22 protein-coding genes are annotated in these 26,274 nt (G+C 73.2%); 19 read left to right on the top strand and 3 right to left on the bottom strand.

The window, feature by feature from the left end; genetic code table 11:
* The first annotated feature begins 83 nt into the window (after positions 1–83).
* From QQX09_RS07750 to QQX09_RS07720, 7 genes are all read left to right on the top strand, one after another.
* The gene (locus tag QQX09_RS07750; RefSeq protein WP_301133114.1) at positions 84–1,589 is read left to right on the top strand and encodes an FAD-dependent monooxygenase; all 1,506 of its coding nucleotides are present in this window, start codon (positions 84–86) and stop codon (positions 1,587–1,589) included.
* Between the two features lie 88 nt (positions 1,590–1,677).
* Positions 1,678–2,511, top strand: a complete 834-nt coding sequence (locus QQX09_RS07745; protein WP_301133113.1) for a hypothetical protein — start codon at positions 1,678–1,680, stop codon at positions 2,509–2,511.
* A 114-nt stretch (positions 2,512–2,625) separates the two neighbouring features.
* Positions 2,626–3,441 carry a hypothetical protein gene (locus tag QQX09_RS07740; protein WP_301133111.1) on the top strand — a complete coding sequence of 272 codons (816 nt, stop codon included), beginning with the start codon at positions 2,626–2,628 and terminating at the stop codon, positions 3,439–3,441.
* Positions 3,442–3,502: 61 nt separating this feature from the next.
* Entirely contained in the window at positions 3,503–4,048 is a 546-nt protein-coding gene (locus tag QQX09_RS07735; protein ID WP_062526519.1) for a sigma-70 family RNA polymerase sigma factor, read from the top strand.
* A complete protein-coding gene (locus tag QQX09_RS07730; RefSeq protein ID WP_301133106.1) occupies positions 4,045–4,827 on the top strand; it encodes a hypothetical protein in 783 nt (260 codons plus the stop codon). The genes QQX09_RS07735 and QQX09_RS07730 overlap by 4 nt, the downstream gene beginning before the upstream one ends.
* A gap of 239 nt (positions 4,828–5,066) precedes the next feature.
* Positions 5,067–8,303: an isoleucine--tRNA ligase gene (ileS, locus tag QQX09_RS07725; RefSeq protein WP_301133104.1), complete on the top strand. Its 3,237-nt coding sequence runs from the start codon at positions 5,067–5,069 to the stop codon at positions 8,301–8,303.
* 136 nt (positions 8,304–8,439) lie between these two features.
* On the top strand, positions 8,440–9,264 hold the full coding sequence (locus QQX09_RS07720; RefSeq protein ID WP_436969055.1) for a sulfurtransferase: 825 nt from the start codon (positions 8,440–8,442) through the stop codon (positions 9,262–9,264).
* 149 nt (positions 9,265–9,413) lie between these two features.
* Here the strand turns inward: QQX09_RS07720 and QQX09_RS07715 are convergent, their stop codons facing one another.
* Positions 9,414–10,304 carry an aminotransferase class IV gene (locus QQX09_RS07715; protein WP_301133102.1) on the bottom strand — a complete coding sequence of 297 codons (891 nt, stop codon included), beginning with the start codon at positions 10,302–10,304 and terminating at the stop codon, positions 9,414–9,416.
* A gap of 68 nt (positions 10,305–10,372) precedes the next feature.
* Between QQX09_RS07715 and cysM the strand changes: the two genes are divergently transcribed.
* Positions 10,373–11,290 (top strand): cysteine synthase CysM, encoded by a 918-nt coding sequence (gene cysM / locus QQX09_RS07710; RefSeq protein WP_301133100.1) that lies wholly within the window; start codon positions 10,373–10,375, stop codon positions 11,288–11,290.
* A gap of 3 nt (positions 11,291–11,293) precedes the next feature.
* Here the strand turns inward: cysM and QQX09_RS07705 are convergent, their stop codons facing one another.
* A complete protein-coding gene (locus QQX09_RS07705; RefSeq protein WP_301133098.1) occupies positions 11,294–11,959 on the bottom strand; it encodes a DUF2510 domain-containing protein in 666 nt (221 codons plus the stop codon).
* A gap of 436 nt (positions 11,960–12,395) precedes the next feature.
* Between QQX09_RS07705 and QQX09_RS07700 the strand changes: the two genes are divergently transcribed.
* The 4 genes from QQX09_RS07700 (at position 12,396) to QQX09_RS07685 (ending at position 16,213) form a co-directional block, all read left to right on the top strand.
* A complete protein-coding gene (locus QQX09_RS07700; protein ID WP_301133096.1) occupies positions 12,396–13,859 on the top strand; it encodes a bifunctional folylpolyglutamate synthase/dihydrofolate synthase in 1,464 nt (487 codons plus the stop codon).
* Positions 13,860–13,926: 67 nt separating this feature from the next.
* Entirely contained in the window at positions 13,927–15,324 is a 1,398-nt protein-coding gene (locus QQX09_RS07695; protein ID WP_301133094.1) for a bifunctional folylpolyglutamate synthase/dihydrofolate synthase, read from the top strand.
* Positions 15,321–15,767: a DUF4233 domain-containing protein gene (locus tag QQX09_RS07690; RefSeq protein ID WP_301133092.1), complete on the top strand. Its 447-nt coding sequence runs from the start codon at positions 15,321–15,323 to the stop codon at positions 15,765–15,767. Before QQX09_RS07695 ends, QQX09_RS07690 begins: the two co-directional genes overlap by 4 nt.
* Entirely contained in the window at positions 15,764–16,213 is a 450-nt protein-coding gene (locus tag QQX09_RS07685; RefSeq protein WP_301133090.1) for a hypothetical protein, read from the top strand. Before QQX09_RS07690 ends, QQX09_RS07685 begins: the two co-directional genes overlap by 4 nt.
* Positions 16,214–16,240: 27 nt before the next feature.
* Here the strand turns inward: QQX09_RS07685 and QQX09_RS07680 are convergent, their stop codons facing one another.
* On the bottom strand, positions 16,241–16,750 hold the full coding sequence (locus QQX09_RS07680) for an adenine phosphoribosyltransferase (protein ID WP_301133088.1): 510 nt from the start codon (positions 16,748–16,750) through the stop codon (positions 16,241–16,243).
* A gap of 108 nt (positions 16,751–16,858) precedes the next feature.
* Here QQX09_RS07680 and ndk point away from each other — a divergent pair, with 108 nt between their 5' ends.
* The 7 genes from ndk (at position 16,859) to QQX09_RS07645 (ending at position 26,247) form a co-directional block, all read left to right on the top strand.
* Positions 16,859–17,278 carry a nucleoside-diphosphate kinase gene (gene ndk, locus QQX09_RS07675; RefSeq protein ID WP_301133087.1) on the top strand — a complete coding sequence of 140 codons (420 nt, stop codon included), beginning with the start codon at positions 16,859–16,861 and terminating at the stop codon, positions 17,276–17,278.
* Between the two features lie 120 nt (positions 17,279–17,398).
* Positions 17,399–20,977 carry a chromosome segregation protein SMC gene (gene smc / locus QQX09_RS07670; RefSeq protein ID WP_301133085.1) on the top strand — a complete coding sequence of 1,193 codons (3,579 nt, stop codon included), beginning with the start codon at positions 17,399–17,401 and terminating at the stop codon, positions 20,975–20,977.
* A gap of 161 nt (positions 20,978–21,138) precedes the next feature.
* A complete protein-coding gene (locus QQX09_RS07665; protein WP_301133083.1) occupies positions 21,139–21,414 on the top strand; it encodes a hypothetical protein in 276 nt (91 codons plus the stop codon).
* A 53-nt stretch (positions 21,415–21,467) separates the two neighbouring features.
* Positions 21,468–22,601, top strand: coding sequence for a signal recognition particle-docking protein FtsY (gene ftsY / locus QQX09_RS07660; protein ID WP_301133081.1), 1,134 nt, complete (start codon positions 21,468–21,470; stop codon positions 22,599–22,601).
* Positions 22,602–22,834: 233 nt separating this feature from the next.
* Positions 22,835–24,106, top strand: a complete 1,272-nt coding sequence (locus QQX09_RS07655; protein WP_301133079.1) for an ammonium transporter — start codon at positions 22,835–22,837, stop codon at positions 24,104–24,106.
* Between the two features lie 3 nt (positions 24,107–24,109).
* Positions 24,110–24,448 carry a P-II family nitrogen regulator gene (locus tag QQX09_RS07650; protein WP_042215355.1) on the top strand — a complete coding sequence of 113 codons (339 nt, stop codon included), beginning with the start codon at positions 24,110–24,112 and terminating at the stop codon, positions 24,446–24,448.
* 68 nt (positions 24,449–24,516) lie between these two features.
* Complete coding sequence (locus QQX09_RS07645) at positions 24,517–26,247, top strand: [protein-PII] uridylyltransferase family protein (protein ID WP_301133075.1); 1,731 nt, start codon at positions 24,517–24,519, stop codon at positions 26,245–26,247.
* The last annotated feature ends 27 nt before the right edge of the window (positions 26,248–26,274 follow it).

Raw genomic sequence — 26,274 nt, 5'->3', positions numbered from 1 at the left:
GCCCGCCCGGTCCGTCTGGCTGAATAGACGCATCGTCCCGTGCGTTCCCGGCGGGGGCAGCGAGGACGGGAGGTGCGCGCGACGTGACGACCCTCGATGCCGACGTGGTCGTGGTGGGCGCCGGTCCCGTCGGGATGGCGACCGCGCTCGGCCTGGCCCACCACGGCGTCGCGAGCGTGCTCGTCGAGCGGCGTCCGGAGCCGACCCCCGAGTCGAAGGCCTTCGGCGTGTGGGGGAGGACGCTCGAGGCGCTCGACGCGTGGGGGCTCGCGGAGGGGCTCGTCGCGGCCGGCGACCCGCGGGACACGATCGCGCCGGTCGCGGTCGAGACCGGTCGCCCGATCTTCGCCGTCGACCTCGGCTCGCTCGCCGCCGCGAGCGCGATGCCCGGCTTCCTGGTGCTCCCGCAGTCCGCCACCGAGGCTGTCCTGCGTGAGGCCGTCGAGGCGTCGCCCCTGGTCCGGATGGTCCGCGGCGAGGTCACGGGCGTGCGGCAGGACGATGCGGCGGTCGCCGTGGCGGTCGCATCGCTCGACGGCGACTGGACGACGCTGCGCGCGGCCTACGCGGTGGGGGCCGACGGCGCGCGGTCGGTGGTGCGCGAGTCGCAGGGTGTGGGCACGCGGGGCCGCAGCCTCGCCGTCGGCCTGCTCGTGTGCGACGTCGAGGTCGACGGCGACGACGCCCTGCCGCCGGTGGTGCTCGCCGGGGAGCGGCCCGGCCTGCTGGCCGGGCTGCGGTTCGGGCGGCGCCGCTGGCGCGTGCTCGCCTCGCTCGAGGGGCGCGGGCCGGTCACGGGCGACGTGCGCGACGAGCTCGTGCGGGCGCTGTTCGGGGACCGTGCCGTACGGATCACGTGGCAGAGCGAGACGACGCCGTACCAGCATCGGGTGCCGAGCTTCCGGCTGGGGCGGCGCATCGTCCTCGCGGGCGACAGCGCCCACCTGGTCTCGCCCGCGGGCGGGCAGGGCATGAACCAGGGCATCCAGGACGCCGAGAGCCTCGCGTGGTCGCTCGCGGCGGCGCTGCGAGCCGACGCGGCGGGCGACCGCGCGGGCGCCGACGCGATGCTGGACGGCTACGCGCGGGAGAGGGAGCGCATCGCCGACGTGGTCGCCCGCCGCGCCCGGGTCAACTCGGCGCTCGAGTTCCGCACGCCCCCATGGCTGCGCCCGCCGGCCTTCCTCGCGATGCGTGTCGCGACCCGTGCGCCGTGGTTCACGCGCATGCTCGCGCGGCGGCTGTCGATGCGCGACCTGGCGAACCGGTCGCGCGACTCGGCCCGGCTGGCCGGCGGGCAGCGCAGCGGTCCCGTGGGCAGGCGCGTGCCCGACGTGACGCTGCCGGACGGGCGGCGCCTGTCCGGGGCGCTGGCGGGCCGGGCCAGTCTCGTGGCGGTGGGCTGCGAGCCGCCCGCCGCACCGCCCGGACTGACAGTGGTGCGTGTCGAGGCGCTCCCGCTCGGCGCGCGCCTGTACCGCGGCGACGTCGCCGTGGTGAGGCCCGACCGCGTGGTCGGCGCGGTGCTGCGGCGGCCGAGCGCCGAGGACCTGAGCGCCGCGGTCGCGCGGGCGCTCGGGCGGGAGTGATGGGTCTCCCGACTCGCGCACAACCATGCGGTGTGGTGGCCTGTTGAGGTGGTGAGGCGGCCGCGGGGCCGTCGGGGGAGAGGCCATCATGAGCCGATCAGCTCGAGCGGCCCGCCGGGCCCGGCTCGCCGTCCTGGGAGCCGTCGCGTGCGCGGCTCCGACGCTCGCGGCGTGCGAGGTGTCGTCCGCGGGGGAGGCCGAGCCGTCGGCCTCGGTCGCCGCCATGCGGACCGCCGCCGCCGATGCCGGTGCGTCGACAGATGAGGACGTCGCGCGCAGGCTCGAGGCGTTCGGTGCGGCTGTCGACATCGACGGGCTGGAGCTGGCGAGCGAGACCGACTCGCCGGTGGCCACCGCCTCCGAGCACTTCGACGAGACCTGGGTCGTGGAGCCTGCCTCCTGCACCGAGCTGCACGACGCCATAGGCCTGGGCACCGGTGACGATCATGGCGACGCCGCCGACGACCTGGTGGACGCGGTCGGCTTCTTCGTCGAGGGAGGCGTCATGCCGTCCGAGGCGGTCCATCACGTCTACGTCCAGACGCGCGTGTTCGGCGATGAGGAGGCCGCTGCGTCGCTCTACCCGAGCCTGCTCGAGGCGGACTGCTCCGCGTACACCTGGACATCGACGTGGGACGACGGCTCCTTGAGTGCCGAGCACAGCCTCGACGAGGTGGCCGAGGTCGAGCTCGAGGGGCTCGACCAGCCTTCCGTCCGGGTCGACTTCGCGGCCGGGTCGTGGGTGCTGTACGACGAGGGCGGCGAGGCCGTCGACGAGGGGTCGCGGGACGAAGGCTTGAGCATGTACGTGCATGTCGAGGGGCCCTACGCGATCGAGGTCGAGGTGATCGGCGAGGACGATCCGGAGGCGCTCGCGGCCCGGCTCATCGGCCAGTTCGTCGATCACATGAACGCGGGCTGAGCGCATGAGCACCGGACGGCAGGCGGCGGTCGCCGGCGGCGGCACAACCGATCCGCGCCGTCGCCTGTTCAGAGGGGGAGAGGCCCGCGCAGGGGCCTCGGGGGAGGTCGGGGCATGAGCACCGCAGAACGCATCATGTGGTGGGGCGCCGTGGGCGTGGCCGCCGGGGCTCTCGCCGCGTGCGACGCGACCGAGCCCGGCGACGCCGCGGCGGCCACGCCGTCAGCCTCCGTCGCGACGGTGACGACGGGTCCGGCGGACGACGCGGAGCTCAGCGCGCTGCTGGGCTCGTTCGAGCCGGAGATCGCGGGCTTCGACGTCCCGTCGCAGTTCGCCGGCAGAGGCGACGTCTACGCGGTGGAGGACTGGTACGCCGAGGAGTCCGGGGTGATCGAACCCGCCGCGTGCGCTCCCTTCGACGACGCGACGCGGCTGGCGACCGACCAGGACCTCGGCGCCGCCGGACGCGACCTCCGCTATGCGGTCGGATGGTACTTCCCGGACGGTGAGATGCCCGAGGAGCCTCCGTTCGAGCCGAGCATCGAGGTCCAGGTGCGCGTGTTCGGCGACGAGGTCCTCGCCGCCGCCGTCCCCGCCGCCGTGCTCGGCGCCCACTGCGAAGGGTTCACCTCGACCGCCACCTGGGACGAGGGCACGAACGTCCTCGAGCACGAGGTCGCGACGGTCGACGAGGTCACGCTCCCGGGCCTGGACGAGCCGACCGTGCGCATCGTCTGGGCCAAGGGTGTCGCCACCGACTACGACCTCGACGGCGAGGTGGTGGGCACGGACTGGCGGGACGGCTGGACCCAGTACGTGCACGTCGACGGCGTCGACGCCATCACGGTCGAGCTGCCCGGCGTCGACGACGAGGAGGCGGTCGCCGCGCAGGTCATCGCCGACTTCCTCGACCACATGGCCGCCGGGTGACGGCGACGGGGGCGAGAGGGATGATGGACGGACGGTGCGGGCAGCGGGAGGGCGGCTCACCATGAGGGCATGGCAGGGCGTGCTGGAGACCCTCATCCGCGAGCGCCGGAGCAGCCTCGTGGGTTACGCCTACCTGCTCGCGGGCGACCGTCCCACCGCCGAGGACCTCGTGCACGACGCGATCATCCGGACCTTCTCGCGGGCCCGCCGACTCGACGACGTCAACCGCGCGGAGGCCTACGTGCGACGGACCATCCTCACGCAGCTGCTCAACCGGCGCAGCTCGCAGGCCGTCGCGCGTTCGAAGCAGCACCTGCTGATCGAGCGCGACGGCCCGCCCGCCGACGAGCATGCGGGGGAGCACGATGCGGTGGTGCTCGCGCTGCGCGAGCTGCCCGCCCGGCAGCGCGCGTGCGTGGTCCTGCGCCACGTCGAGCAGCTCACCACCGCCGAGACCGCCGCCCGCATGGGCATCTCCGAGGGGGCCGTGAAGCGCTACCTGCACGACGCGATCGCCCACCTGCGGGAGACGCTCGGCGACCTGGGCTTCGCCGAGGAGCCTCGCGAGAGCATCGCCGTGGCGGCGCCGAGAAGGGGTGAACGATGACCGACGACCTCAGGGGCATGCTCCTCGACTCGCTCGACAAGGAGTCGCGCCGCTTCGCGGCCGAGCACCGGGGCGAGGAGAGCGCGCTGTACGAGCACGCGATCCGGCCGCGGCGCGCGTGGCGCCGCGCCGCCGAGGCGACAGGAGCGCTCGCCGTCGCCGGCGCCGTGGCGGTCGGCGCCGTCCTGGTCACCGGCCCCCGCGGCAGCATCGAGCCCGCCCCGCCCGCCGCGACCCCCACGGACGCGCTGCTCGCGCGCGACTGGATGGTGCTCGGCGCGGACGTGGACCCCGACGGCACCGCGGCGGCCCTCGCCGACGTGTGGGGCGCCGGGATCGTCGACGTGCCCGCGTGCGCCGAGCTCGACACCTACGCACGGCTCGCCGGACGAGCCGACCTGGGCGGTGAGCCGGTGCCGCTCGGCACCGTGGTGTCGTCCTCGGGACCCGCGGACGACCCCGTCAACGGGGTGTACGCCCGCTCGTTCGCCACCGCGGAGGACGCCGCAGCGTACCTCGACACGGTCGACTCGTCCGCGACCCTGTGCGCGCAGGCGGCCGCCGACGACGGCCTCGACGTCACGGTGGCGGACGTGGGCATCGCGGCCACCGCCGGGACCGGGGTGCGGATCGACGTCGCCGATCCGGGCGCGGAGGGCGCGTGGCGCCTGTGGGTGCACGTCCAGGGGTCGGAGGCCGTCGCCGTGGTCACCGAGCCTCACGCCGACGACCTCGCAGCCCAGGCCATCCGGGCGTGGTTCACCGCCGCTGCCGGGTGACCGTCCCGGGAGCCTCCCGGTACACTTCTACGCAGCAGCGTCGACCCGGCCATCACCGGCGAGCTTGCGGAAGAACGGGCCTCGGCCCCAGTAGAACCGCACGGGCAGCCCGTCACAGCGACAACGAGCGGCCCTCCACCCCGGTGGGAGGCAAGCGGGGTGGTACCGCGCATCGTCCCTCGGGACGGGGCGTCCTCGCAGTCGAGAAGAACGCCAGGACCACCACCGCAGAGGACCGCATGACCGCCGCGCGCTACCCCCTCCACCGCAGCTCCGACCAGGACGCGCATGTCGAGGTGCCCCCGTCGCCGCACTTCCCGTCGATCGAGACGGACGTGCTCGCCTACTGGGAGGCGGACAAGACCTTCCAGGCGTCCATCGACAACCGTCCCGCGCGCACCGAGGCCGGCAACAACGAGTTCGTCTTCTACGACGGCCCGCCCTTCGCGAACGGCCTGCCGCACTACGGCCACCTCCTCACCGGCTATGCCAAGGACGTGGTGCCCCGCTTCGAGACGATGCGCGGCAAGCGCGTCGAGCGCCGCTTCGGCTGGGACACGCACGGCCTGCCCGCCGAGCTGGAGGCCGAGCGCATCCTGGGCATCACCGACAAGTCCCAGATCGAGGAGATGGGCATCGCGGCGTTCAACGACGCGTGCCAGCAGTCGGTGCTGAAGTACACCAAGGAGTGGGAGCAGTACGTCACCCGCCAGGCCCGCTGGGTGGACTTCGAGAACGACTACAAGACCCTCGACGTGACCTTCATGGAGTCCGTCATCTGGGCCTTCAAGGAGCTCTACGACAAGGGCCTCGCCTACGAGGGCTACCGCGTGCTGCCGTACTGCTGGCGCGACGAGACCCCGCTGTCCAACCACGAGCTGCGCATGGACGACGACGTCTACGCGATGCGCCAGGACCCCGCCCTCACCGTGCTGTTCCCGCTGCTCGACGACGCGGGCCACGCCACCGGCGAGTCCCTCATCGTGTGGACCACCACGCCCTGGACGCTGCCCTCGAACCTCGCGGCCGCGGTCGGCCCGGACATCGAGTACGTCGTCGTCGAGCCCGGCTCGGAGAGCGCCTTCGCCGGCTCGCGCATCGTCCTCGCGAAGGCCCGCGTCGGCGCCTACGCCCGCGAGCTCGGCGCGCTCGCCCCCGAGGGCGAGGTGCCCGCGCCCGAGCACGCGCGCATCGTCGGCACCGTGCTGGGCCGCGACCTCGCCGGCCGCCGCTACAAGGCCCCCTTCGCCACCTACGCGGACCGCGACAACGTCCACCAGGTCCTCCCCGCCGACTACGTGTCGACCGAGGACGGCACCGGAATCGTCCACCTGGCCCCGGCCTTCGGTGAGGACGACATGCTCGTGTGCCAGGAGGCCGGCATCGAGCCGGTCATGCCCATCGACTCCAAGGGCCGCTTCACGTCCGAGTACCCGCAGTACGAGGGCCAGCAGGTCTTCGACGCGAACCCGCAGGTGATCACGGACCTCAAGGAGGCGGGCATCGTCCTGCGCCACGAGACCTACGACCACAGCTACCCGCACTGCTGGCGCTGCCGGAACCCGCTGATCTACCGCGCGGTGGGCTCGTGGTTCGTGCGCGTGACCGAGTTCCGCGACCGCATGGTCGAGCTTAACGAGGACATCACCTGGGTCCCCGAGCACATCAAGCACGGCCAGTTCGGCAAGTGGCTCGAGGGCGCCCGCGACTGGTCGATCTCGCGCAACCGCTACTTCGGCACGCCCATCCCCGTGTGGGTCTCGGACGACCCGGCGTTCCCGCGCACGGATGTGTACGGCTCGCTCGAGGAGCTCGAGCGCGACTTCGGCCGCCTCCCGCTGGACGACAAGGGCGAGCCCAACCTGCATCGTCCCTTCATCGACGACCTCACCCGCCCCAACCCCGACGACCCGTCGGGCAAGGCGACGATGCGCCGCATCAGCGACGTGTTCGACGTGTGGTTCGACTCCGGCTCGATGCCGTTCGCCCAGGTCCACTACCCGTTCGACAACCGCGAGTGGTTCGACACGCACAACCCGTCGGACTTCATCGTCGAGTACATCGGCCAGACCCGTGGCTGGTTCTACGTCATGCACGTCCTCGCGACGGCGCTGTTCGACCGGCCGGCCTTCAAGACCTGCGTGAGCCACGGCATCGTGCTCGGCTCGGACGGCCGCAAGATGTCGAAGTCGCTGCGCAACTACCCGGACGTCAACGAGGTGTTCCACCGCGACGGCTCCGACGCGATGCGCTGGTTCCTCATGTCCTCGCCCATCCTGCGCGGCGGCAACCTCATCGTCACCGAGGAGGGCATCCGCGAGGGCGTCCGCCAGGTGCTGCTGCCGCTGTGGTCGACGTACTACTTCTTCACGCTGTACGCCGGCGCCGCCCGCGGTGGGGAAGGGGTGCTGGGATCGCAGGTGGACGATGCGCGGGTCGCGTCGCTGCCGGTGATGGACCGGTACGTGCTGGCCAAGACCGCGGACCTCGTGTCCGAGGTGACCGCGCAGATGGAGGCCTTCGACGTGCCCGGGGCGTCCGAGTCGCTGCGCCAGTTCATGGACCTGCTGACCAACTGGTACGTCCGCACGCAGCGCGACCGGTTCTGGGACGAGGACCAGGACGCGTTCGACACGCTCTACACGGTGCTCGTCACCCTGACCCGCCTGGCCGCCCCGCTGCTGCCGCTCGCCACCGAGGAGATCTACCGCGGCCTCACCAACGAGCGCTCGGTGCACCTCACCGACTACCCGGTCGCGCCCGCGGCCTGGGCGGACGACTCGCTCGGCGCCGTGATGGACCAGGTCCGCGAGGTCGTGTCCTCCGCGCACGCGCTGCGCAAGAAGGAGCAGATCCGCGTGCGCCAGCCGCTCACCTCGCTCGAGGTCGCCGTCGCGTCGCCGGAGGCGCTGCAGGACTACGCGGCGCTCATCGCGTCGGAGCTCAACGTCAAGGCGGTCTCGCTGGTGACGGTCGAGGAGTTCACCGCCGCGAACCCCGTCGAGCGCCGCCTCACCGTCAACGCCCGCGCGGCCGGCCCGCGCATCGGCAAGGACGTGCAGGCTGCGATCAAGGGCTCCAAGACGGGCGACTGGTCAGATGCGTCCGGTCAGGTCGTGTCCGGCGGCATCGCGCTGGTCGAGGGCGAGTACGAGCTCGCGACCGTGATCGGCGGCGGCGAGGGCGGCGACACCGCCGCGGCCGTGCTGCCCGGCGGCGGCTTCGTGCTGCTCCACACCGCGATCACGCCGGAGCTCGAGGCCGAGGGCTTCGCGCGCGACCTCATCCGGGCGATCCAGGACGAGCGCAAGAACGCCGGGCTCAACGTCTCGGACCGCATCGTGCTGTCGCTCACCGTGCCCGCGGAGCGCGTGGCCGCCGTCGCGGCGCACCAGGAGCTCATCGCGGGCGAGGTGCTCGCGGTCGAGGTGAAGGTGGCCGAGGGCGCGCAGGCGGTCGAGGTCTCCAAGGCATGACTCCCGTTCGCCGCGTGGACCTCTCCACGCACGTGATGCGCTCCTCCACCTCGATGCGGGCGTGTCGTCGGAGTGTCGGGCGCGCATCGTGCCGCAGGAGGCTGTGCGACCCAGGCCTGCGTGGAGAGGTCGACGCGTGACCGTGCTCATCTCGCCCGCCGAGCTCGCCTTGGCCCTCGCATCGTCCACGCCGCCGCGCCTGCTCGACGTGCGGTGGGCGCTCACGAAGCCCAACGGCGCCGATGAGCACGCGGAAGGCCACCTTCCCGGTGCCGCGTACGTCGACCTCGACACCGAGCTCGCGGACATCGGCGAGCCGACCCGCGGCCGGCATCCGCTGCCCTCGCGGGACGCGCTCGAGGCCTCCGCCCGGGCGTGGGGTCTCAACGACGGCGACGCGGTCGTGGTCTACGACGCCGGCCACGGCTTCGGCGCCGCCCGCGCGTGGTGGCTGCTGCGCCACGCCGGGGTGGACGTGCGGATCCTCGACGGCGGCTACGCCGCGTGGGTCCTCGCCGGCCTGCCGGTCGAGACCGGTGCCGTCGCGCCCGAGCCCGGCTCGATCGGCCTGGGCTGGGACGGCATGCCCGTCATCGAGGCGGACGATGCGGCGGCCTGGCCCGCGCGTGGCCTCCTTCTCGACGCGCGGGCGGGGGAGAGGTTCCGCGGCGAGATCGAGCCGATGGACCCCGTCGCGGGCCACATCCCGGGAGCCGTCAACGCGCCTACCAGCGAGAACGTCGGCGCCGGGGGCACCTTCCTCGCGGCCGCGGAGCTCGAGGCGCGCTTCGCGCAGCTGGGTGTGGACGGCAGGTCCGAGGTGGCCGTGTACTGCGGCTCCGGCGTTACGGCGGCGCACCAGATCGCGGCGCTCGAGATCGCCGGGTTCACGGCCGCGCTGTACCCCGGCTCGTGGTCCGCGTGGGCGCACCAGGGCCGTCCCGTCGAGACCGGGGAGTAGCCACCCGGGGACCTCTCCACACGACACGCCCGCGACACGCCCCATCCCGACCATGTGCCCGCTCACATCGGGCGGTTCGTGTGGAGGAGTGCCTCACCCGCGTGGAGGGGTCAACGGGGTCAACGGGGTCAACGGGGTCAACGGGGGAGTCAGCCGGCGGCCAGCAGGTCGGCGTTGACGCCGTCCGTGAGGCCGCGGTCGACCACGAGCATGCGCCCGTCGAGCTCGCGGATCGGGCGCAGCAGCTGCACCGAGTCGGTGAGCCACACGTGGTCGGCCGCCTCGAGCTCGGCGACGGTCAGGTCGCGGTACGAGCACGCGAAGCCGCGGGCCGTGAAGGACTCGAAGGCCGCGCGCTGCGCGGTGCCGTGGAGCAGACCGCCCTCGGCCGCGGGCGTCACGATCTCGTCGCCGAGCCGGACGAGCACGGTCGCGCGGGGGGCCTCGAGCACGTACCCGTCGGTGGAGGTGAGGATCGCGTCGTCGAGCCCCAGCGCCTTGACGTGACGCTCGGCGGCCATGTTGACCGCGTAGGACAGCGTCTTCGCGCCCACGAGCAGCCACGGGGCCTTCGCCCCGATGGCGTGCGGGTAGCCGCGCGTGAGCGTGACGACCGCGACGCCCTCGGTGCGCTGCCGGGTGACGTCGGGGAATACGTCCGCGTAGACGTAGCCGGTGGGGCGTCCCGCCTGCGGGCCGTGCTCCGGTCCGCGCGTGTAGACCACCTTCGCCAGCGCGGTCGGGGGAGTCGCCGGCAGCGACTCGAGCAGCGACCGCACGGCGAGCGCGATGGCGTCGCGCATCGCGCCGAGGTCCGGCGCCGGCAGGTCGAGCATCGACGCCGACTGTGCGAGGCGCTCGAGGTGCGGCTCGAGATCGTGCATCCGACCGTCGTGCACGCCGACCGTCTCGAACACCCCGTCGCCGCGGGTGAGGCCCGCGTCGGTGGCGGTCGCGATGGGGGCGTCGGGGTCGACGAGCTCGGCGCGGCATCCGGGCATTCCTGCGACCGGAGCGGCGCAGACGACAAGCGTGGGCATGGGCACCTCCTCGGCCACCGTAGCGCGGGTGCGGGACGAAAGCGCAAGGTCACGGGCATGATGGGCGCATGGTGACCCCGTACGCGCCGCCGACCATCGCCGACCTCGTCGGACGCACGCCCGTCGTCCGCCTCCAGCGCCTGCCCGTCGACGGCGGCGGCATGGTGCTCGCCAAGCTCGAGGGGGACAACCCCGCCGGCTCGGTCAAGGACCGGCCCGCCTTCTCCATGATCGCCGCCGCCGAGCAGGACGGCCGCATCGCCCCTGGTGCGACGCTGGTCGAGGCGACCAGCGGCAACACCGGGATCGCGCTCGCCGCCGCGGCCGCCGTCAAGGGCTACCGGATGATCCTGGTGATGCCGGCGGGCTCCTCGCGCGAGCGGTCGCTGTCGATGACCGCCTACGGCGCCGAGGTGGTCGAGACCGACAAGGAGGGCGGCATGGAGCTCGCCCGCGACACCGCCGAGCAGATCTCGCGCGACACTGGCGCGGTGCGCCTCGACCAGTTCGCCAACCCCGCCAACCCCCGCGCGCACGAGCTCGCGACCGGCCCCGAGATCTGGGAGCAGACCCAGGGCACGGTCACCCACGTGGTGTCCTCGATGGGCACCACCGGCACCGTGACGGGGCTGTCCCGCGGGCTCCACGCGATCGCCCCGCGCGTGCGGGTCATCGGCATCCAGCCCGCGCCCGGCGCCGCCATCCCGGGGATCCGCGCGTGGCCGCCGGAGTACCTGCCCCGCGTGTTCGACCCCACGCACATCGCCGAGGTCCGGACCGTCACGCAGGAGCGCGCGGTCGAGACCACCCGCGCGCTCGCGCGCCGCGAGGGCCTGCTCGTGGGCATGAGCTCGGGAGGCGCCGCCGCGATCGCCCTCGAGATCGCCGCCGAGGAACCCGGCTCGACCGTGGTGTTCATCGCGTGCGACCGCGGGGACCGCTACCTCTCGACCCCGCTGTTCGACACGGCGGGGGAGCAGGCCTGACCGTCAGCGGACGACGTCCGCGCAGCCGCCCGAGCGGTCGACGCGCCCGTCCTCGTCCGCGACGTCCAGCGGCGACCAGTGCGCCACCTTGCCGTTGGCGGGGGTGGTGACCCAGACGCAGAAGGAGTCGGCGCCGCCTGCGACGAAGTCGCCGAGCTCGACGCCCTCCGCGACCTCGATGCGCGCGTACTCCGTGCCGTCGGCGAGCACCACGTAGTCGCCGTCCACCTGCGTGACGTCGACGGTCGCGTCCGGCCGGTCCGCGAAGGCCGTCACCACGGTGACGCCCAGCTCCTCGAGATCGCGCCGCGCGCGCTTGGCCAGGGTCCTGCCGCTCGGCGCGGCGGGCTCCGCCGCGGTCTGCGCGGTCGTGGTCTCGACCACGACGCGGTCGGTCGCATCGTCCGCGGCCATGGCCTCCCGCTGGGCGAGCGCGGCGATGGCGACGAGCGCGACGCCCAGCAGGGCGGTCGAGGCGATGATGCCGAGGACGGCGGCCAGCCCGAGCCGGTGCTTCGGGGCGCGCTCGGGCTCCGGCTCGTCCTCCACGGGCCGCGCGTGCGCGGTCCAGGCGGCGCCGTCCCAATAGCGCAGCACACCCGCATCCAGCGGGTCCACGTACCAACCCGCGACCGGCAGGCCGTGGGCAGGCTCCATCGACTCGGTCACGCAATCCCCCTCAGCATGTGCGACAACCGTCGGGACAAGATAATGCACCCGACGATGCGTGTCACGGGGAAACCTCACACGGTCCCGAATCTGCGTGTTGCCTGCTAGGTATGGGGATGTGCGATTGGTCCGGATCGTCGGGCCGACGGCCGGGGACGATGCGGTGCGCCGTGCGCGCTCTCAGGTGGAGGGCCGCGGCGCGTGAGGGGCGCCCCGGGCGCTCCCAGACGGCCTCCCGGCGGACGCCGCCGCGCCCGTCCCGCGACCCTTCCGACGCGCCGCGCGGCGTGTCGCGCCCGGGCGTGTCGCGCATCGTCCCGAAACACGGCCGAAATAGGGGTGATATGCCTGGTAGAGAGGCATGTCGATGGCTTCCGCGAGAAGGGCCTCGAAAGGTGTCACGAGCACCTCGGAACGTGCCGCACAATTGACCCTCGTGACAACGGATGTCTTCCCCGAACTGAGCCTCTCCGAGGCCGAGCGCGAGATCGACGCGCACATCTTCGCCCGCACCCCCGAGGCCGACCACGAGGCCAAGCTCCTGCGCGTCACGCAGGCGCTGTCGCTGCTCGGCGATCCGCATCGCTCGCTCGACATCATCCATGTCACCGGCACCAACGGGAAGACCTCGACCAGCCGCATGATCGAATCCCTGCTGCGCGCCCACGGCCTCAGCACGGGCCTGTTCACCTCGCCGCACCTCACCACGCTGCGCGAGCGCATCATGATCGACGGCGCGCCGCTGCCGCAGGACGCCCTCGTGCGCCTGTGGCAGCAGATCTCGCCCGCGATCCACGCGGTCGATCAGGCGTCGCTCCAGCGCGGCGGCCCGCGCATGAGCTTCTTCGAGGTGCTCACCGTCCTGGGCTTCGTCGCCTACGCGGACGCGGGCGTCGACGCGCTCGTCCTCGAGGTCGGCATCGGCGGACTCCGCGACGCCACCAACGTCGCGGACGGCCGCATCGCGGTGCTCACCCCGATGGCGCTCGACCACGACAAGTACTTCACCGGCGGCCTGCCCGGCGTCGCGCACGAGAAGTCCGGCGTCATCAAGCCCGGCGCGACCGTCGTGAGCGCGCTCCAGCGCGACGAGGCCGCCCAGATCATCGTCGCCGCGGCCGCCCAGCGCCAGGCCTCGGTGTTCTGGGAGGGCGCGCACATGTCGGTGTCCGACCGGCGCATCGTCCCCGGCGGCCAGGTGGTGACGATGCACACCGCGTCGCGCAACTATGTCGACGTGTTCGTGCCGCTGCACGGCGAGTTCCAGGCGCAGAACGCCCTCATCGCGCTGTCCGCGTGCGAGGCGTTCATCGGCGCCGGCGTGCCTCGCGCGCTCAGCCTCCCCGCGGTGGCCCGCGGCTTCGCCGGCGCGACCTCGCCCGGCCGCATGGAGGTCGTGTCCGCCGAGCCGACCGTCATCGTCGACGCCGCGCACAACCCTCACGGCATCGCCGCGCTCGCCGACACGCTCCGTGAGACCTTCGACTTCGACCGTCTGGTCGGCGTGGTCGCGGTGCTCGCGGACAAGGACTCCGAGGGCATCCTCACCGGCCTCGCGGGGCTCATCGACGAGGTGGTCATCACGCAGACCACGTCGCGTCGCGCCTCCGACGCGGAGGTGCTCGCCGAGCGCGCCCGCACCATCTTCGGGGCCGACCGCGTGCGCGTCGCGCCGTCCGTCCCCGACGCCGTGCAGATGGCGACCACGCTCGCCCCGGAGGCCGAGGGCGAGGGCGGCGTGCTCATCGCCGGCTCGATCACCCTCGTCGCCGAGGCGCGCCGCCACCTGCAGGCGACCCACATGCCCGCCACGGTCGACGCCGAGACCGTGGTCGCGGCGGCGGACGCCGCCGACGTCCCCGTCGAGGACACGGGCGACACGGGCGCGGTCCCGGCCTAGCGATCGGGCCGCCGCATCGTGCGGACGATGCGGCGGCGGGCCGGGCGCGGCGTGACACACTTGAGCCATGACCGACCTTGACCTCGGCGGCCTGAGCCTCGAGGAGGCCGAGCGCGAGATCTACGCGCACATCGTCTCCCGCAACCCCGAGCACGACTTCGAACCCACGATCGACCGCGTCCGCGACGCGTGCGACCTCCTCGGCAGCCCTCAGCAGGCGTACAAGGTGGTCCACCTCACCGGCACCAACGGCAAGACCTCGACCGCGCGCATGACCGAGTCGCTCGTGCGCGAGCACGGGCTGCGCACCGGGCTGTTCACGTCGCCTCACCTCACGACCGTGCGCGAGCGGATCCAGATCGACGGCGAGCCCATCGAGCGCGAGGACTTCGTGCGCCTGTGGCTCGACGTCGCGCCGATCATCCACATGGTCGACGCACGCTCGGTCGAGGCCGGCGGGCCACGCATGAGCTTCTTCGAGGTCCTCACGGTCCTCGCCCTCGCGGCCTTCGCGGACGCGCCGGTCGACGTCGCGGTCGTCGAGGTCGGCATGGGCGGCGTGTGGGACGCCACCAACGTGGTCGACGGCGAGGTGTCCGTCATCACGCCCATCGGCCTCGACCACCAGCAGTGGCTGGGCGACTCGCTCGTCGATATCGCGGCGGAGAAGTCGGGGATCATCAAGGACGGCGCCGCGACCGTCATCGCCGAGCAGTCCGACTCCGTGGTGCCCGTCCTCGAGTCCGCGATCGCCGAGCGCGGCGCGCGCGCCTACTGGGAGGGCGAGGCCCTCGAGGTGAGGGAGCGTCAGCCCGGCGTCGGCGGCCAGCTCGTCACGCTGCGCACGCCCGCCGCCACGTACGCCGACATCTTCGTGCCGCTCTACGGCGCCCACCAGGCTCACAACGCGCTGCTCGCCCTCGCCGCGGTCGAGCTGCTGCTCGCCGCGGGAGGCGAGCCCGCGGCCCTGTCGGGGGAGGCCGTCGAGGCCGGCTTCGCGCAGGTGAGCTCGCCCGGCCGCCTCGAGGCGGTCCGGACGTCGCCGCTCATCCTCGTCGACGCCGCGCACAACCCGCACGGCATCGACGCCATGGTGGACGCGCTCGACGAGTCCTTCGCGTTCGAGACGCTCGTGGGCGTCGTAGGCGTGCTCGCCGACAAGGACGCCGAGGGCATCCTCGCGGCGCTCGAGCCCGCGCTCGCGCACGTCGTCGTCACCGCCTCGCCGTCGCCGCGGGCCATCCCCGTCGAGGAGCTCGAGCGGATCGCCATCGCCGTGTTCGGCGAGGACCGGGTCACCTCGACCGACAGCGTGCCCGACGCGATCGACGCGGCCGTGCAGCGCGCCGAGCGCGACAACGACCTCGGTGCGGGCGTGCTGGTGGTCGGGTCGATCACCCTGGTGGCGGAGACCCGCATCCTCACCGGTGCCGACCGCCGCAAGGGCCAGGGGCAGGCCCGATGAGCGCACGTCCCCAGCGTCCCGCGACGCTGACCTTCTGCCAGGCCGTCCTCGCGCTCCAGTCGCTCGCCGCGTTCTTCGCGGTGCTCGCGCTGTGGGGCCTCTCCCGCGCCGGCGAGACCGACATCCCCGCCGGGCTGCTGTGGGGCGGCGGGCTCGGGCTCGTGGTCCTGCTCGGCTACGCGGTGGGGCAGCAGCGCAAGCGGTGGGGCCGCTGGCTCGGCTGGGCGCTGCAGGTGCCGATGCTGCTCGGCGGGTTCATCGACTCGACGATCGCGGTCATCGGGGCCACGTTCCTGGTGACCTGGATCATCGGGCTGCGCCTGGGCGCGCGCATCGACCGCGAGCGTGCCCAGCGGGCCGCCGCGGAGGACGCCGAGGCGCCCGCGGGCGACGTCGCCGACGGTGCCGCCGACCCGGCCACCGCGGAGGGCGACCAGGCGTGAGCAGGTTCCTCTGGCGCATGGGCGGCGCCCTCGCGCTCGGGGTGCTCGGCCTGACGCTGGTGTTCTGGCAGCTCGAGCACGCATCGCTCTACGCGTTCGCGGGGCTCGGGCGGCCGTCCGCCGCGGTCTACGCGCTGCTGTTCGCGGGGCTCATGCTCGTCAACGTGTCCGTGTTCTACATGCTCACGCGCTGGTCGCGCTTCCTGCGCGAGCACCCGGAGACGCGCCAGCTGCCGCCGTGGTTCCTGGTCGCGATCATCGTGCTGTCCGGCGCCGCGCTCGTCACCGGCATCGCGGTGCACGCCGGCTACCTGCGCTCGCTGGACCCGCTGCCCATGGACATCAGCCAGGGCTTCGTGGCGTTCGAGGTGTCCTTCGCGAGCCTCGTCCTCGTGCCGCTCGTGCTGCTCGCGGTGCGCTGGTCCACCGGCTACCGCAACGGCTGAGCGGCCCGCGACCCGCGCATCGTCCCGTCAGACGGTGACGACCGAGGTGATCTCGTAGCCCTCCAGCGCCTCCCGGCCGGGCAGCTCGCCGATCTCGATGAGGAAGCTGAAGCGCACCGACGCCGCGCCGCCTCGCTCGAGCATCTCGGCGACCGCGCGGGCAGTGCCGCCGGTGGCGAGGACGTCGTCGATGACGAGCACGTGCCTGCCCTCGACCGAGCCCGCGCTGACGGCGAGGTCGCGCGCGCCGTACTCGATCTCCGCGGAGGACTCGAGGAGGTCGACGCCGGGCATCTTGCCCTTCTTGCGGACCATCGCCATGCCGACGTCGAGCGTCTGCGCGACCACCGGCGCGAAGATGAAGCCGCGCGCGTCCACGCCCGCGACCACGTCGACGGGCGCGCCGCTCGGCGGCATGAGCTGGATGCACGCCTCGCGGAAGCGCTCGGGGCTCGCGAGGATCGGGGCGATGTCGTAGAAGAGGATGCCCTCGATGGGGAAGTCGGGATACGTGTCGAAGTCGTCGATCGTGATCACGGGTCCATCCTGACACGGGCGGGCCCGGGACCCTCGCCCCCGCCCCCGGCCCCGCCCCCGCCCCCGCCGGTGGACACCGCCCGCGGCACCCCCGCTAGGCTCCCCACCATGACGGAACGCACCCTCATCCTGGTCAAGCCCGACGGCGTCAAGCGCGGCCTCACGGGCGAGGTCCTCCGCCGCGTCGAGGCGAAGGGCTACACGCTCGCCGCCGTGGAGCTGCGCCAGGCCACCCCGGAGCTGCTCGCCGAGCACTACGAGGAGCACGTGGGCAAGCCCTTCTACGACCCGCTGGTCGAGTTCATGCTGTCCGGACCCGTCCTCGCGGTCGTGGCCGAGGGCGAGCGCGTCATCGAGGGCTTCCGCACCATCGCCGGCACCACGGACCCCACCACCGCGACCCCGGGCTCCATCCGCGGCGACCTCGCCCGCCAGTGGGACCTGCCGGTGATCCACAACATCGTGCACGGCTCGGACTCGCCCGAGTCAGCCGAGCGCGAGATCGGCATCTGGTTCCCCGGCCTCTAGGACGGCCGGGAGCGCCCACCGAGCCCCGGAGGCAGGCCTCCCACCAGGCAGAACGGCGGTCTGGGCGGGGGCGCTCGCGCCTCACCTGAGCACGCGCGCGCGTCCCCTACACTCGCACCCATGCATCTCAAGACGCTGACGCTGCGAGGCTTCAAGTCCTTCGCGTCGGCGACGACCCTCGAGTTCGAGCCGGGCGTCACGTGCGTCGTCGGCCCGAACGGGTCGGGCAAGTCCAACGTGGTCGACGCGCTCGCGTGGGTCATGGGCGAGCAGGGCGCCAAGACGCTGCGCGGCGGCCAAATGGCGGACGTGATCTTCGCCGGCACGTCGGGCCGCGCGCCGCTGGGCCGCGCCGAGGTGTCGCTCACCATCGACAACACCGACGGCGCGCTGCCGATCGACTACACCGAGGTGACGATCAGCCGCACGCTGTTCCGCAGCGGCGGCTCGGAGTACGCGATCAACGGCTCGGCGTGCCGCCTGCTCGACGTCCAGGAGCTGCTCTCGGACAGCGGCCTGGGCCGCGAGATGCACGTCATCGTGGGCCAGGGCCAGCTCGACGCGGTGCTGCGCGCGACCCCCGAGGACCGCCGCCACTTCATCGAGGAGGCCGCCGGCATCCTCAAGCACCGCCGCCGCAAGGACAAGGCGCTGCGCAAGCTCGACTCGATGCAGGCCAACCTCACCCGCGTCCAGGACCTCACCGGGGAGATCCGCCGCCAGCTGGGCCCGCTCGGCAAGCAGGCCGAGGTCGCGCGTCAGGCGCAGCGCATCCAGGTCGACGTCCGCGACGCCCGCTCGCGTCTGCTCGCCGACGACATCGCCACGCTCACCGAGTCGATGTCCAAGGACAAGGCCGACGAGACCGCGCTGCTCGAGCGCCGCGACACCGTCGAGAAGGCCCTCGCGGACGCCCGTGCGCTGCTCGCCGACCTCGAGCGCCAGAGCGCCGAGGCGGCCCCCGCGCTCACCCGCGCGAACGACACGTTCTACCGCCTCAGCGCCATCCGCGAGCGGCTGCGCAACCTCCACACGCTCGCCGAGGAGCGCGTCCGCATGCTCGGCAGCACGCAGAGCGAGGCGCCGCCCACGGACCTGGTGGACCTCGACGAGCAGGTGGAGCGCGCCAAGGCGGCCCGCGCCGAGCTCGAGTCCGAGGTCGAGGCCGCGGCGCGCGACCTCGAGGCCGCGATCGAGGCCCGCAAGGACGCCGAGGAGACGGCCTTCCAGTCCGACCGCCACCACGCCAACCTGCTGCGCTCCGTCGCGGACCGCCGCGAGGGCGTCGCCCGCCTCGCCGGCCAGGTCGCGGCCAAGCGCTCGCGCGTCGAGTCGACGGAGGCGGAGATCGGCCGCCTGCAGGAGCAGCTCGCGTCCGCCGAGAAGCGCGCCCACGACGCCAACGCCGAGTTCCAGCACGTCGAGACTTCCGTCGCCACCGTCGATGCAGGGGAGGAGGACCTCGACGTCCAGCACGAGTCCGCGACCGAGGCGTGGGAGCGTGCGAAGTCGGCGGTGTCCGAGCTCAAGGACGCCCTCCACGCCTCGATGCGCGAGCGCGACTCGTGGGCCGCACGCGGCGAGGCCCTCGAGCTGTCGCTCGTGCGCAAGGACGGTGCGGGCGCGCTGCTCGCGAGCGGCCTGCGCGCGATCACCGGCACCGTGGCCTCGCTCATCGAGGTGGGGGACGATGCGGAGGACGCCCTCGCGGCCGCGCTCGGCCCCCTCGCGGACGCCCTCGCGGTCGACTCCGTCGAGGACGCCGTCGACGCGATCCGCTGGCTGCGCGACGAGGACGCCGGCCGAGCCCGCTTCCTCGTGGCCGACGCGGCCGCGACCGCCGACAACCCCGCGGTCGACCTGCCCGCCGGCGCCCGATGGGCGACCGACCTCGTCGACGGGCCCGCCGCCCTCCTCGCGACCGTCCGCTCGCTCGTCGCCGGCGTCGCCGTGGTCGACGACCTCGCCGCCGCGCGCGCCCTCGTCGCCGCGCATCGCGACGTCACCGCCGTGACCCGCCGGGGCGACGTCCTCGGCGGGCGGACGGCCTCGGGCGGGGCCGGCGATGCACCCAGCGTCATCCACGTCCAGGCCGCGTTCGACGATGCGCGCGAGAAGCACGATGCCGCCGCCGCCCGCGTGGAGGGCACAGAGGAGCGGCTGCGTGCCGCGGAGGAGGTCGAGGCGGAGGCCCGCGGCCACCACGAGCGCACCCTCGCGCGCCTCAACGAGGCCGACGCGCGCATGGCGTCGGTCGCCGAGAAGCTGCACCAGCTGGGCGCGCAGGCGCGCGCCGCGAAGGCCGAGGCCGAGCGCTTCACCGACCAGCTCGACCAGGCGCACGGCCGCATGAAGGCGGACGAGGACGAGCTCGCGAGCCTCACCGAGCGCCTCGCCGCAGCCCAGGCCGAGCCCGAGCAGTTCGAGGCCGACACCCGTGCGGCGCAGGAGCGCCGCGACGAGGACGAGGTGAGCGCCCGCGCCGCCCGCGCCAAGGAGACCGAGGCGCGGCTCGCGCTGCGCACGTCCGAGGAGCGCGCCCGCGCCCTCGCGTCCCGCGCCGAGAGCCTCGAGCGCGCTGCTGTCGCCGAGCGCGAGGCGCGCGTCCGTGCCGAGGCCGCCGCCGCCCGCCGCGAGCGGCAGGCGCAGGCCGCGCGCGAGGTCATCGCCGGCAGCCAGGACGCCATCGCGCTCATCGACGTCTCCGTCCAGCACGCCGACGACAAGCGCGCCGCCGTCGAGGCCGAGCGTGCCGAGCGCACCGGCAGGCTCGCGGAGGTGCGCCGCAGCGTCGACGAGCTGTCGACCGAGCACGCGCGCCTCACCGACGACGCCCACCGCGACGAGGTGGCCCGCGCCGAGCAGAACGTGCGCCTCGAGCAGCTTCGCCAGCGCGCCGTCGACGAGCTCGGCATGGACCCCGACCGCCTGGTCGAGGAGTTCGGCCCGCACCTCGGCGTCCCGGTGTGGAACCCCGACGCGGCCGCGGACGCCGACGCGGGCGACGACGCAGCCGAGCCCGAGACCACGCCCTACGTGCGCGAGCAGCAGGAGAAGCGCCTGCGCCAGGCCGAGCGCGCGATGAACCAGCTGGGCCGCGTCAACCCGCTCGCGCTCGAGGAGTTCGCCGCGCTCGAGGAGCGCCACAAGTTCCTCACGGACCAGCTCGCGGACATCAAGCGCTCGCGCGAGGACCTGCTCACGATCGTCAAGGAGATCGACGAGCGCGTCGAGGTGATCTTCGCCGAGGCCTTCGCGGACACCGCCGCGCAGTTCGACCGCGTCTTCCCGCGGCTGTTCCCGGGCGGCGAGGGCAAGCTCGTGCTCACGGACCCCGCGCACATGCTCACCACCGGCATCGAGGTCGAGGCGCGCCCCGCCGGCAAGAAGGTCAAGCGCCTGTCGCTGCTGTCCGGCGGCGAGCGCTCCCTCACCGCGGTCGCGCTCCTCGTGTCGATCTTCAAGGCCCGCCCCAGCCCGTTCTACGTCATGGACGAGGTCGAGGCCGCCCTCGACGACGTTAACCTGGGGCGCCTGCTCGAGATCTTCCGCGAGCTGCAGGAGGACTCCCAGCTCATCGTCATCACGCACCAGAAGCGCACCATGGAGATCGCGGACGCGCTCTACGGCGTGACGATGCGCGGCGACGGCGTCACCACCGTCATCAGCCAGCGCCTGCGCGACGACGACGCCGCCTGACGGCCCTGGCAGACCGCCCATCGGCGGTCGCCCGGGAACACCAGCACGCCCGGCACGTTGAGAAGGCGGGGCCGTGCGCCCCTTTTTGTCAGCACTTGTCCGGTGCGCGTCGCCGGGCGAGGAGGCCGCGAGCCGACGGCCCGCGGCGTGGGGAGCGATGCATGTTCAGCTACATGGTGCAGACGCTGGTGGTCGGCGGGCTCATCGCCGCCATCGTGTTCGTGGCCGCCTTCGCGAGCGAAGGACGCGGCCGCCGCGTCGTGCGGATCCTGCTGGGCGCCGAGGAGCGCCGCCCGGTCCGCGAGCACCTGTTCGACGAGATCGAGCGCCCCGACGCTACGCTCGACGTCGTCGGCGAGCTCGGCCGCGAGACCTCGTCGCTCCCGATCGTGACCGCGCGTCCCGCGGCCCACCAGCCGGCCCGCCACCGCGCCTGATCCCTGGCGCCGGACCGGCGACGCCTCGCCGGTCGACCTGACAGACTGTGCCCGTGGACATCTCATGGATCCCTGGTGACAGCGACCTCCTGGTGACCATCGTCGCCGGGCTCGTGGTGATCGGCGGCGTGGCCGCCGCCCTCGTCGGCAAGGGCAGGCAGGCGCCTCCCCGCGAGGCGCCCCCGCGGCGGGACGATGCGGCGGCCACCGCCGCGCCGACCGTCGAGGAGGCCCCGGAGGAGGCCGTCGAGACCGCCGAGGCCGTCGAGACCCCCGAGGCCGTCGACCATCGCTTCGGCCGCCTGCGCCGCCGCGTCGGCACCACCTTCGGGCAGTCGCTGCTCGCGATCTTCCGCCGCGGCGCGCTGTCCCAGGACGACTGGGACGAGCTCGAGGAGACCCTCCTCATGGCGGACGTGGGCGCGGCCACCACCGACGAGCTCCTCGCGGACCTCAAGGCCCGCCTCAAGGCGGAGCCCGACGGCGACCCGCGCGCGCTGCTGCGCGCCGCGCTGCTCGACGTCGTGGACCCGTCGCTCGACCGCTCCCTCGCGCTCGGCGCACCCGGCGACGGCGAGCTCCACAGCGCGGTCGTGGTCGGCGTCAACGGCGTGGGCAAGACCACCACGGTCGGCAAGCTCGCGCGCGTCCTCGTCGCCGAGGACCGCACCGTGGTGCTCGGCGCCGCCGACACGTTCCGCGCCGCGGCTGCCGACCAGCTCGAGACCTGGGGCGCGCGCGTGGGCGTGCCCGTCGTGCGTGCCCACGTCGACGGCGCGGACCCCGCCTCCGTCGCGTACGAGGCCGCGGACCGCGCCCGCACCGACGAGGCCGAGGTGCTGCTCGTCGACACCGCCGGCCGCCTGCAGAACAAGCAGGGCCTCATGGACGAGCTCGGCAAGATCGTCCGCGTCGTGTCGAAGGTGAGCCCGCCCCAGGAGGTGCTGCTCGTCCTCGACGCCACGACCGGCCAGAACGGCCTCACCCAGGCGCGAGTCTTCGGCCAGGTCGCCCCGCTCACCGGCGTCGTCCTCACCAAGCTCGACGGCACCGCGAAGGGCGGCATCGTCCTCGCCGTGCAGCGCGAGCTCGGCGTGCCCGTGAAGTTCGTCGGGCTCGGCGAGGGCGCGGACGATCTCGCGCCGTTCGACCCCGCGGGCTTCGTCGACTCGCTGCTGGGGGAGTAGCCGCCGGGCGCCGCCCGCGCATCGTCCGGCTCCCGCGTCCACGACGCGCCGACGGCGGGCGACCTGCCTGGCACCCGGCTTGTCCGTTTGCGACACGCACCTTTTACCTGCGCACCCTCGATGTAACCGTTCGGAAACATGGGGGTCGTCCAGGTTTAACAGGAGTGCGGAAGTCTCTTCGATGACTAGCCGAAGGGCTAGCGAAAAGGAGAGACAAACCAATGGAAGACGCAATGGCATACGCCGACGGAGTGGGGGCCCTCGGCTGGCTCCTCGTGTCGGCTTCGCTGGTGCTGCTGATGACGCCTGCCCTGGCGTTCTTCTACGGCGGCATGTCGCGCAGCAAGTCCGTCCTGAACATGATGATGATGAGCTTCGGCAGCCTCGGCGTCGGCATGCTCGCGTGGGTCCTGTTCGGCTACTCGATCTCGGCCGGCCCCACCGTCAACAACCTCTTCGGTGAGCCGTTCTCGAACTTCGGCATGATCGACGTGGTCAACAACTACGCCGACGACCCGACCACGCTCATCTCGGCCGGCTTCGGCGCCACGTTCGCCATCATCACCGTCGCGCTGATCTCCGGTTCGGTCGCGGACCGCATGAAGTTCTCGGCGTGGCTGACCTTCGCCTTCATCTGGGTCGTCCTCGTGTACGCGCCCGTCTCGCACTGGGTCTGGGGCACCGGCACCAACGGTGAGGGCTTCGACGCGCTGCTCGGTGGCGGCGGCCCGCTCTTCGCGGACCTGCCCGGCCCGTACGACTTCGCCGGCGGTACCGTCGTCCACATCAACGCCGGTGTGGCCGGTCTGGTCCTCGCTCTCCTGCTCGGCATCCGCAAGGGCTTCGGCAAGGAGCCCTTCAAGCCCCACAACCTGCCGTTCGTCATGCTCGGCGCGGCCCTCCTGTGGTTCGGCTGGTTCGGCTTCAACGCCGGTTCGGCGTTCGCCGCCGACGGCTACGCGGCCCTCGCGTGGGTCAACACCACCACCGCGACCGCTGTCGCGATGCTCGGCTGGCTCCTCACGGAGAAGATCCGCGACGGCAAGGCCACCTCGCTCGGCGCCGCCTCCGGTGTGGTCGCCGGTCTGGTCGCCATCACCCCGTCGTGCGCGTCGGTCGACACCTGGGGCGCCATCGTCATCGGCTTCTTCGCCGGTGTCCTCTCGGCCCTCGCGGTCGGCCTCAAGTACAAGTTCGGCTACGACGACTCGCTCGACGTCGTGGGCGTCCACCTCGTCTCGGGCCTCTGGGGCACCCTGGCCATCGGCCTCGTCGCCTCGGGCACCATCAACGGTGACGCCGGTCTGTTCTACGGTGGTGGCGTGACCCTGCTCGGCGTCCAGGCTGCTGCCGCGGCGATCACGATCGTCTACTCGGCCATCATGACGCTGCTCATCGGTCTGGCCATCAAGTACACGATCGGTCTTCGCGTGAGCGAGGATGTCGAGGTGCAGGGCATCGACCTCGCCGAGCACGGCGAGACCGCTTACGAGGAGGCTGTGTAAACCATGAAGCTCGTGACCGCAATCATCCAGCCCCACCGCGTCGACGAGGTCCGTGCGGCCCTCGAGGCCGCGGGCGTCAAGGGCGTCACCGTCTCCGAGGCCGCCGGCTACGGCCGTCAGAAGGGTCACACCGAGGTCTACCGCGGTGCGGAGTACACCGTCGACCTGGTGCCGAAGACCCGCCTCGAGGTCCTCGTGGACGACGCCGATGCCGCGACCGTGACCGAGGCGATCGTCTCGGCCGCGCAGACCGGCAAGATCGGTGACGGCAAGGTCTGGGTCGTCCCCGTCGACGACGTGGCCCGTGTGCGCACCGGCGAGCACGGCGCGGACGCCCTCTAAGCAGGGAGACCGCCAGACATATGGAGAGCCGTGAAGGCTCCCGCGCTGAGGTCCCGCACCCCCGTGGGGTGCGGGACCTCAAGCGTCTGAGGAGAGAGCGCGCCGAGGAGCTGGCCGCCAGCGGCATGCCCGGCAGGCAGCGCCGCCAGGCGATGGCGGACTTCGTGTTCGCGCACCTCAAGGAGCATTGGGACGACCACGCGGACGGGCTGCGCGAGGGCATCGCCTTCGGTGCCGTCGGGTCGGTGGGCCGCGGCGACGCGGGACCCGCGTCCGACCTCGACCTCGTCATCCTCCACGACGGCTCCACGCTGAAGAAGGACGCCGTCGCGGAGCTCGCGCAGCGGCTCTGGTACCCGATCTGGGACGCGGGCCTCGAGCTCGACCACTCGATGCGCACCCTCACGGAGTGCCGCCAGGTCGCCTCGAAGGACCTCGCCGCCGCCGCGGGGCTGCTCGACCTCCACCTCATCGCGGGCGACGAGCAGCTGCTGCTGCAGGCCCGCACGCACATCTACCAGGACTGGCGCGCCGCCGCGCGCAAGCGCCTGCCCGATCTTCTCGCCGCCTCCCGCGCCCGCGCGGAGCGCCACGGCGAGCTCGCGTACCTCATCGAGCCGCACCTCAAGGAGGCCCGCGGCGGCCTGCGCGACTACGTGAGCCTCACCGCGCTGTCCGCGACGTGGCTCACCGACCGCCCGCACGGCGCCGTCGACGCCGCCGGAGAACTGCTGCTCGACGTGCGCGACGCCCTCCAGCTCGAGACCGGCCGCTCGGTCAACGTGCTCGGCCGCCACGTCGCCCCCGAGGTCGCCACGCGTCTCGGCTTCGACGACCCCGACGACCTGCTCGCCGCGATCGGCGAGGCGGGCCGCACGGTCGCGTTCGCGCTCGACACCACCGAGCGCGGCGCCCGCCGCGCCCTCGAGCGCTCGGGCGTCGGCTCGCGCGCCTTCCTCGCGCGCCGCCGCGCCTCCGCGCCCCGCCACGTCAAGGTGGCCGAGGGCCTCATCGACGTCGACGGCGAGCTCGCGCTCGCCCCCGGCCACGCCGCGGAGGACGATGCGCTGCTCCCGCTGCGCGCGGCCGCGACCGCCGCGACCACGGGGCTGACCTTCACGCCCACGCTGCTGGATTCGCTCCAGCGCTGCCCGGACCTGCCCGAGCCGTGGCCCACGGAGGCACGCCACCACCTGCGCGACCTGCTGCGCGGCAGCGCGCATCTCGTGGCCGTCTGGGAGGCCATGGACCTCCACGGCCTCGCGGTGCGCTGGATCCCCGAGTGGGAGGGCGTGCGCAACCGTCCGCAGCGCAGCCCGATCCACCTCTACACGGTGGACCGCCACATGCTGGAGTCCGTGACGATCGCGGCGAAGCACCGCCGCGGCGCGCATCGTTCGGACCTGCTCCACCTGGCGGCGCTGCTGCACGACATCGGCAAGCGCGCGGACGCCACCGACCACTCGGTGGACGGCGCGGCGCTCATCCCGGGCATCGCGGCCCGCATGGGCCTGTCCGAGGGCACCACGCACGACCTCGAGCTGCTGGTCCGCCAGCACCTCACGCTGTCGGTGCTCGCCACCACCAAGGACCCCGAGGACCCCGCGACCGTCGCCGCGCTGCTCGAGGCCGTCGAGCATCGTGCCGACCTGCTCGAGATCCTCCGCGCCCTCACCGAGGCCGACTCGAAGGCCGCCGGGCCCAAGGTGTGGACCGCGTGGCGCGCCCAGCTGGTCGACACGCTGACGGACCGCGCCCGCCAGGCCCTCGGCTCCGGGGGAGCGCCCCCGGCCCGGTAGTCTGGTGGGCACGCTGTGAAGGGATAT

This window comes from Demequina litoralis, from assembly GCF_030418455.1.
In the GTDB taxonomy this organism is placed as follows: Bacteria; Actinomycetota; Actinomycetes; order Actinomycetales; family Demequinaceae; genus Demequina; species Demequina litoralis.
This window is presented reverse-complemented; position numbering and strand designations above follow the sequence as displayed.

Coding starts and splice junctions, on each gene's coding strand:
- QQX09_RS07745 (WP_301133113.1), top strand. CDS start 1,678: ATGAGCCGATCAGCTCGAGCGGCCCGCCGGGCCCGGCTCGCCGTCCTG.
- QQX09_RS07665 (WP_301133083.1), top strand. CDS start 21,139: ATGTTCAGCTACATGGTGCAGACGCTGGTGGTCGGCGGGCTCATCGCC.
- ileS (WP_301133104.1), top strand. CDS start 5,067: ATGACCGCCGCGCGCTACCCCCTCCACCGCAGCTCCGACCAGGACGCG.
- smc (WP_301133085.1), top strand. CDS start 17,399: ATGCATCTCAAGACGCTGACGCTGCGAGGCTTCAAGTCCTTCGCGTCG.
- QQX09_RS07730 (WP_301133106.1), top strand. CDS start 4,045: ATGACCGACGACCTCAGGGGCATGCTCCTCGACTCGCTCGACAAGGAG.
- QQX09_RS07650 (WP_042215355.1), top strand. CDS start 24,110: ATGAAGCTCGTGACCGCAATCATCCAGCCCCACCGCGTCGACGAGGTC.
- QQX09_RS07690 (WP_301133092.1), top strand. CDS start 15,321: ATGAGCGCACGTCCCCAGCGTCCCGCGACGCTGACCTTCTGCCAGGCC.
- cysM (WP_301133100.1), top strand. CDS start 10,373: ATGGTGACCCCGTACGCGCCGCCGACCATCGCCGACCTCGTCGGACGC.
- ndk (WP_301133087.1), top strand. CDS start 16,859: ATGACGGAACGCACCCTCATCCTGGTCAAGCCCGACGGCGTCAAGCGC.
- QQX09_RS07715 (WP_301133102.1), bottom strand. CDS start 10,304: ATGCCCACGCTTGTCGTCTGCGCCGCTCCGGTCGCAGGAATGCCCGGA.
- QQX09_RS07695 (WP_301133094.1), top strand. CDS start 13,927: ATGACCGACCTTGACCTCGGCGGCCTGAGCCTCGAGGAGGCCGAGCGC.
- QQX09_RS07735 (WP_062526519.1), top strand. CDS start 3,503: ATGAGGGCATGGCAGGGCGTGCTGGAGACCCTCATCCGCGAGCGCCGG.
- QQX09_RS07740 (WP_301133111.1), top strand. CDS start 2,626: ATGAGCACCGCAGAACGCATCATGTGGTGGGGCGCCGTGGGCGTGGCC.
- QQX09_RS07655 (WP_301133079.1), top strand. CDS start 22,835: ATGGCATACGCCGACGGAGTGGGGGCCCTCGGCTGGCTCCTCGTGTCG.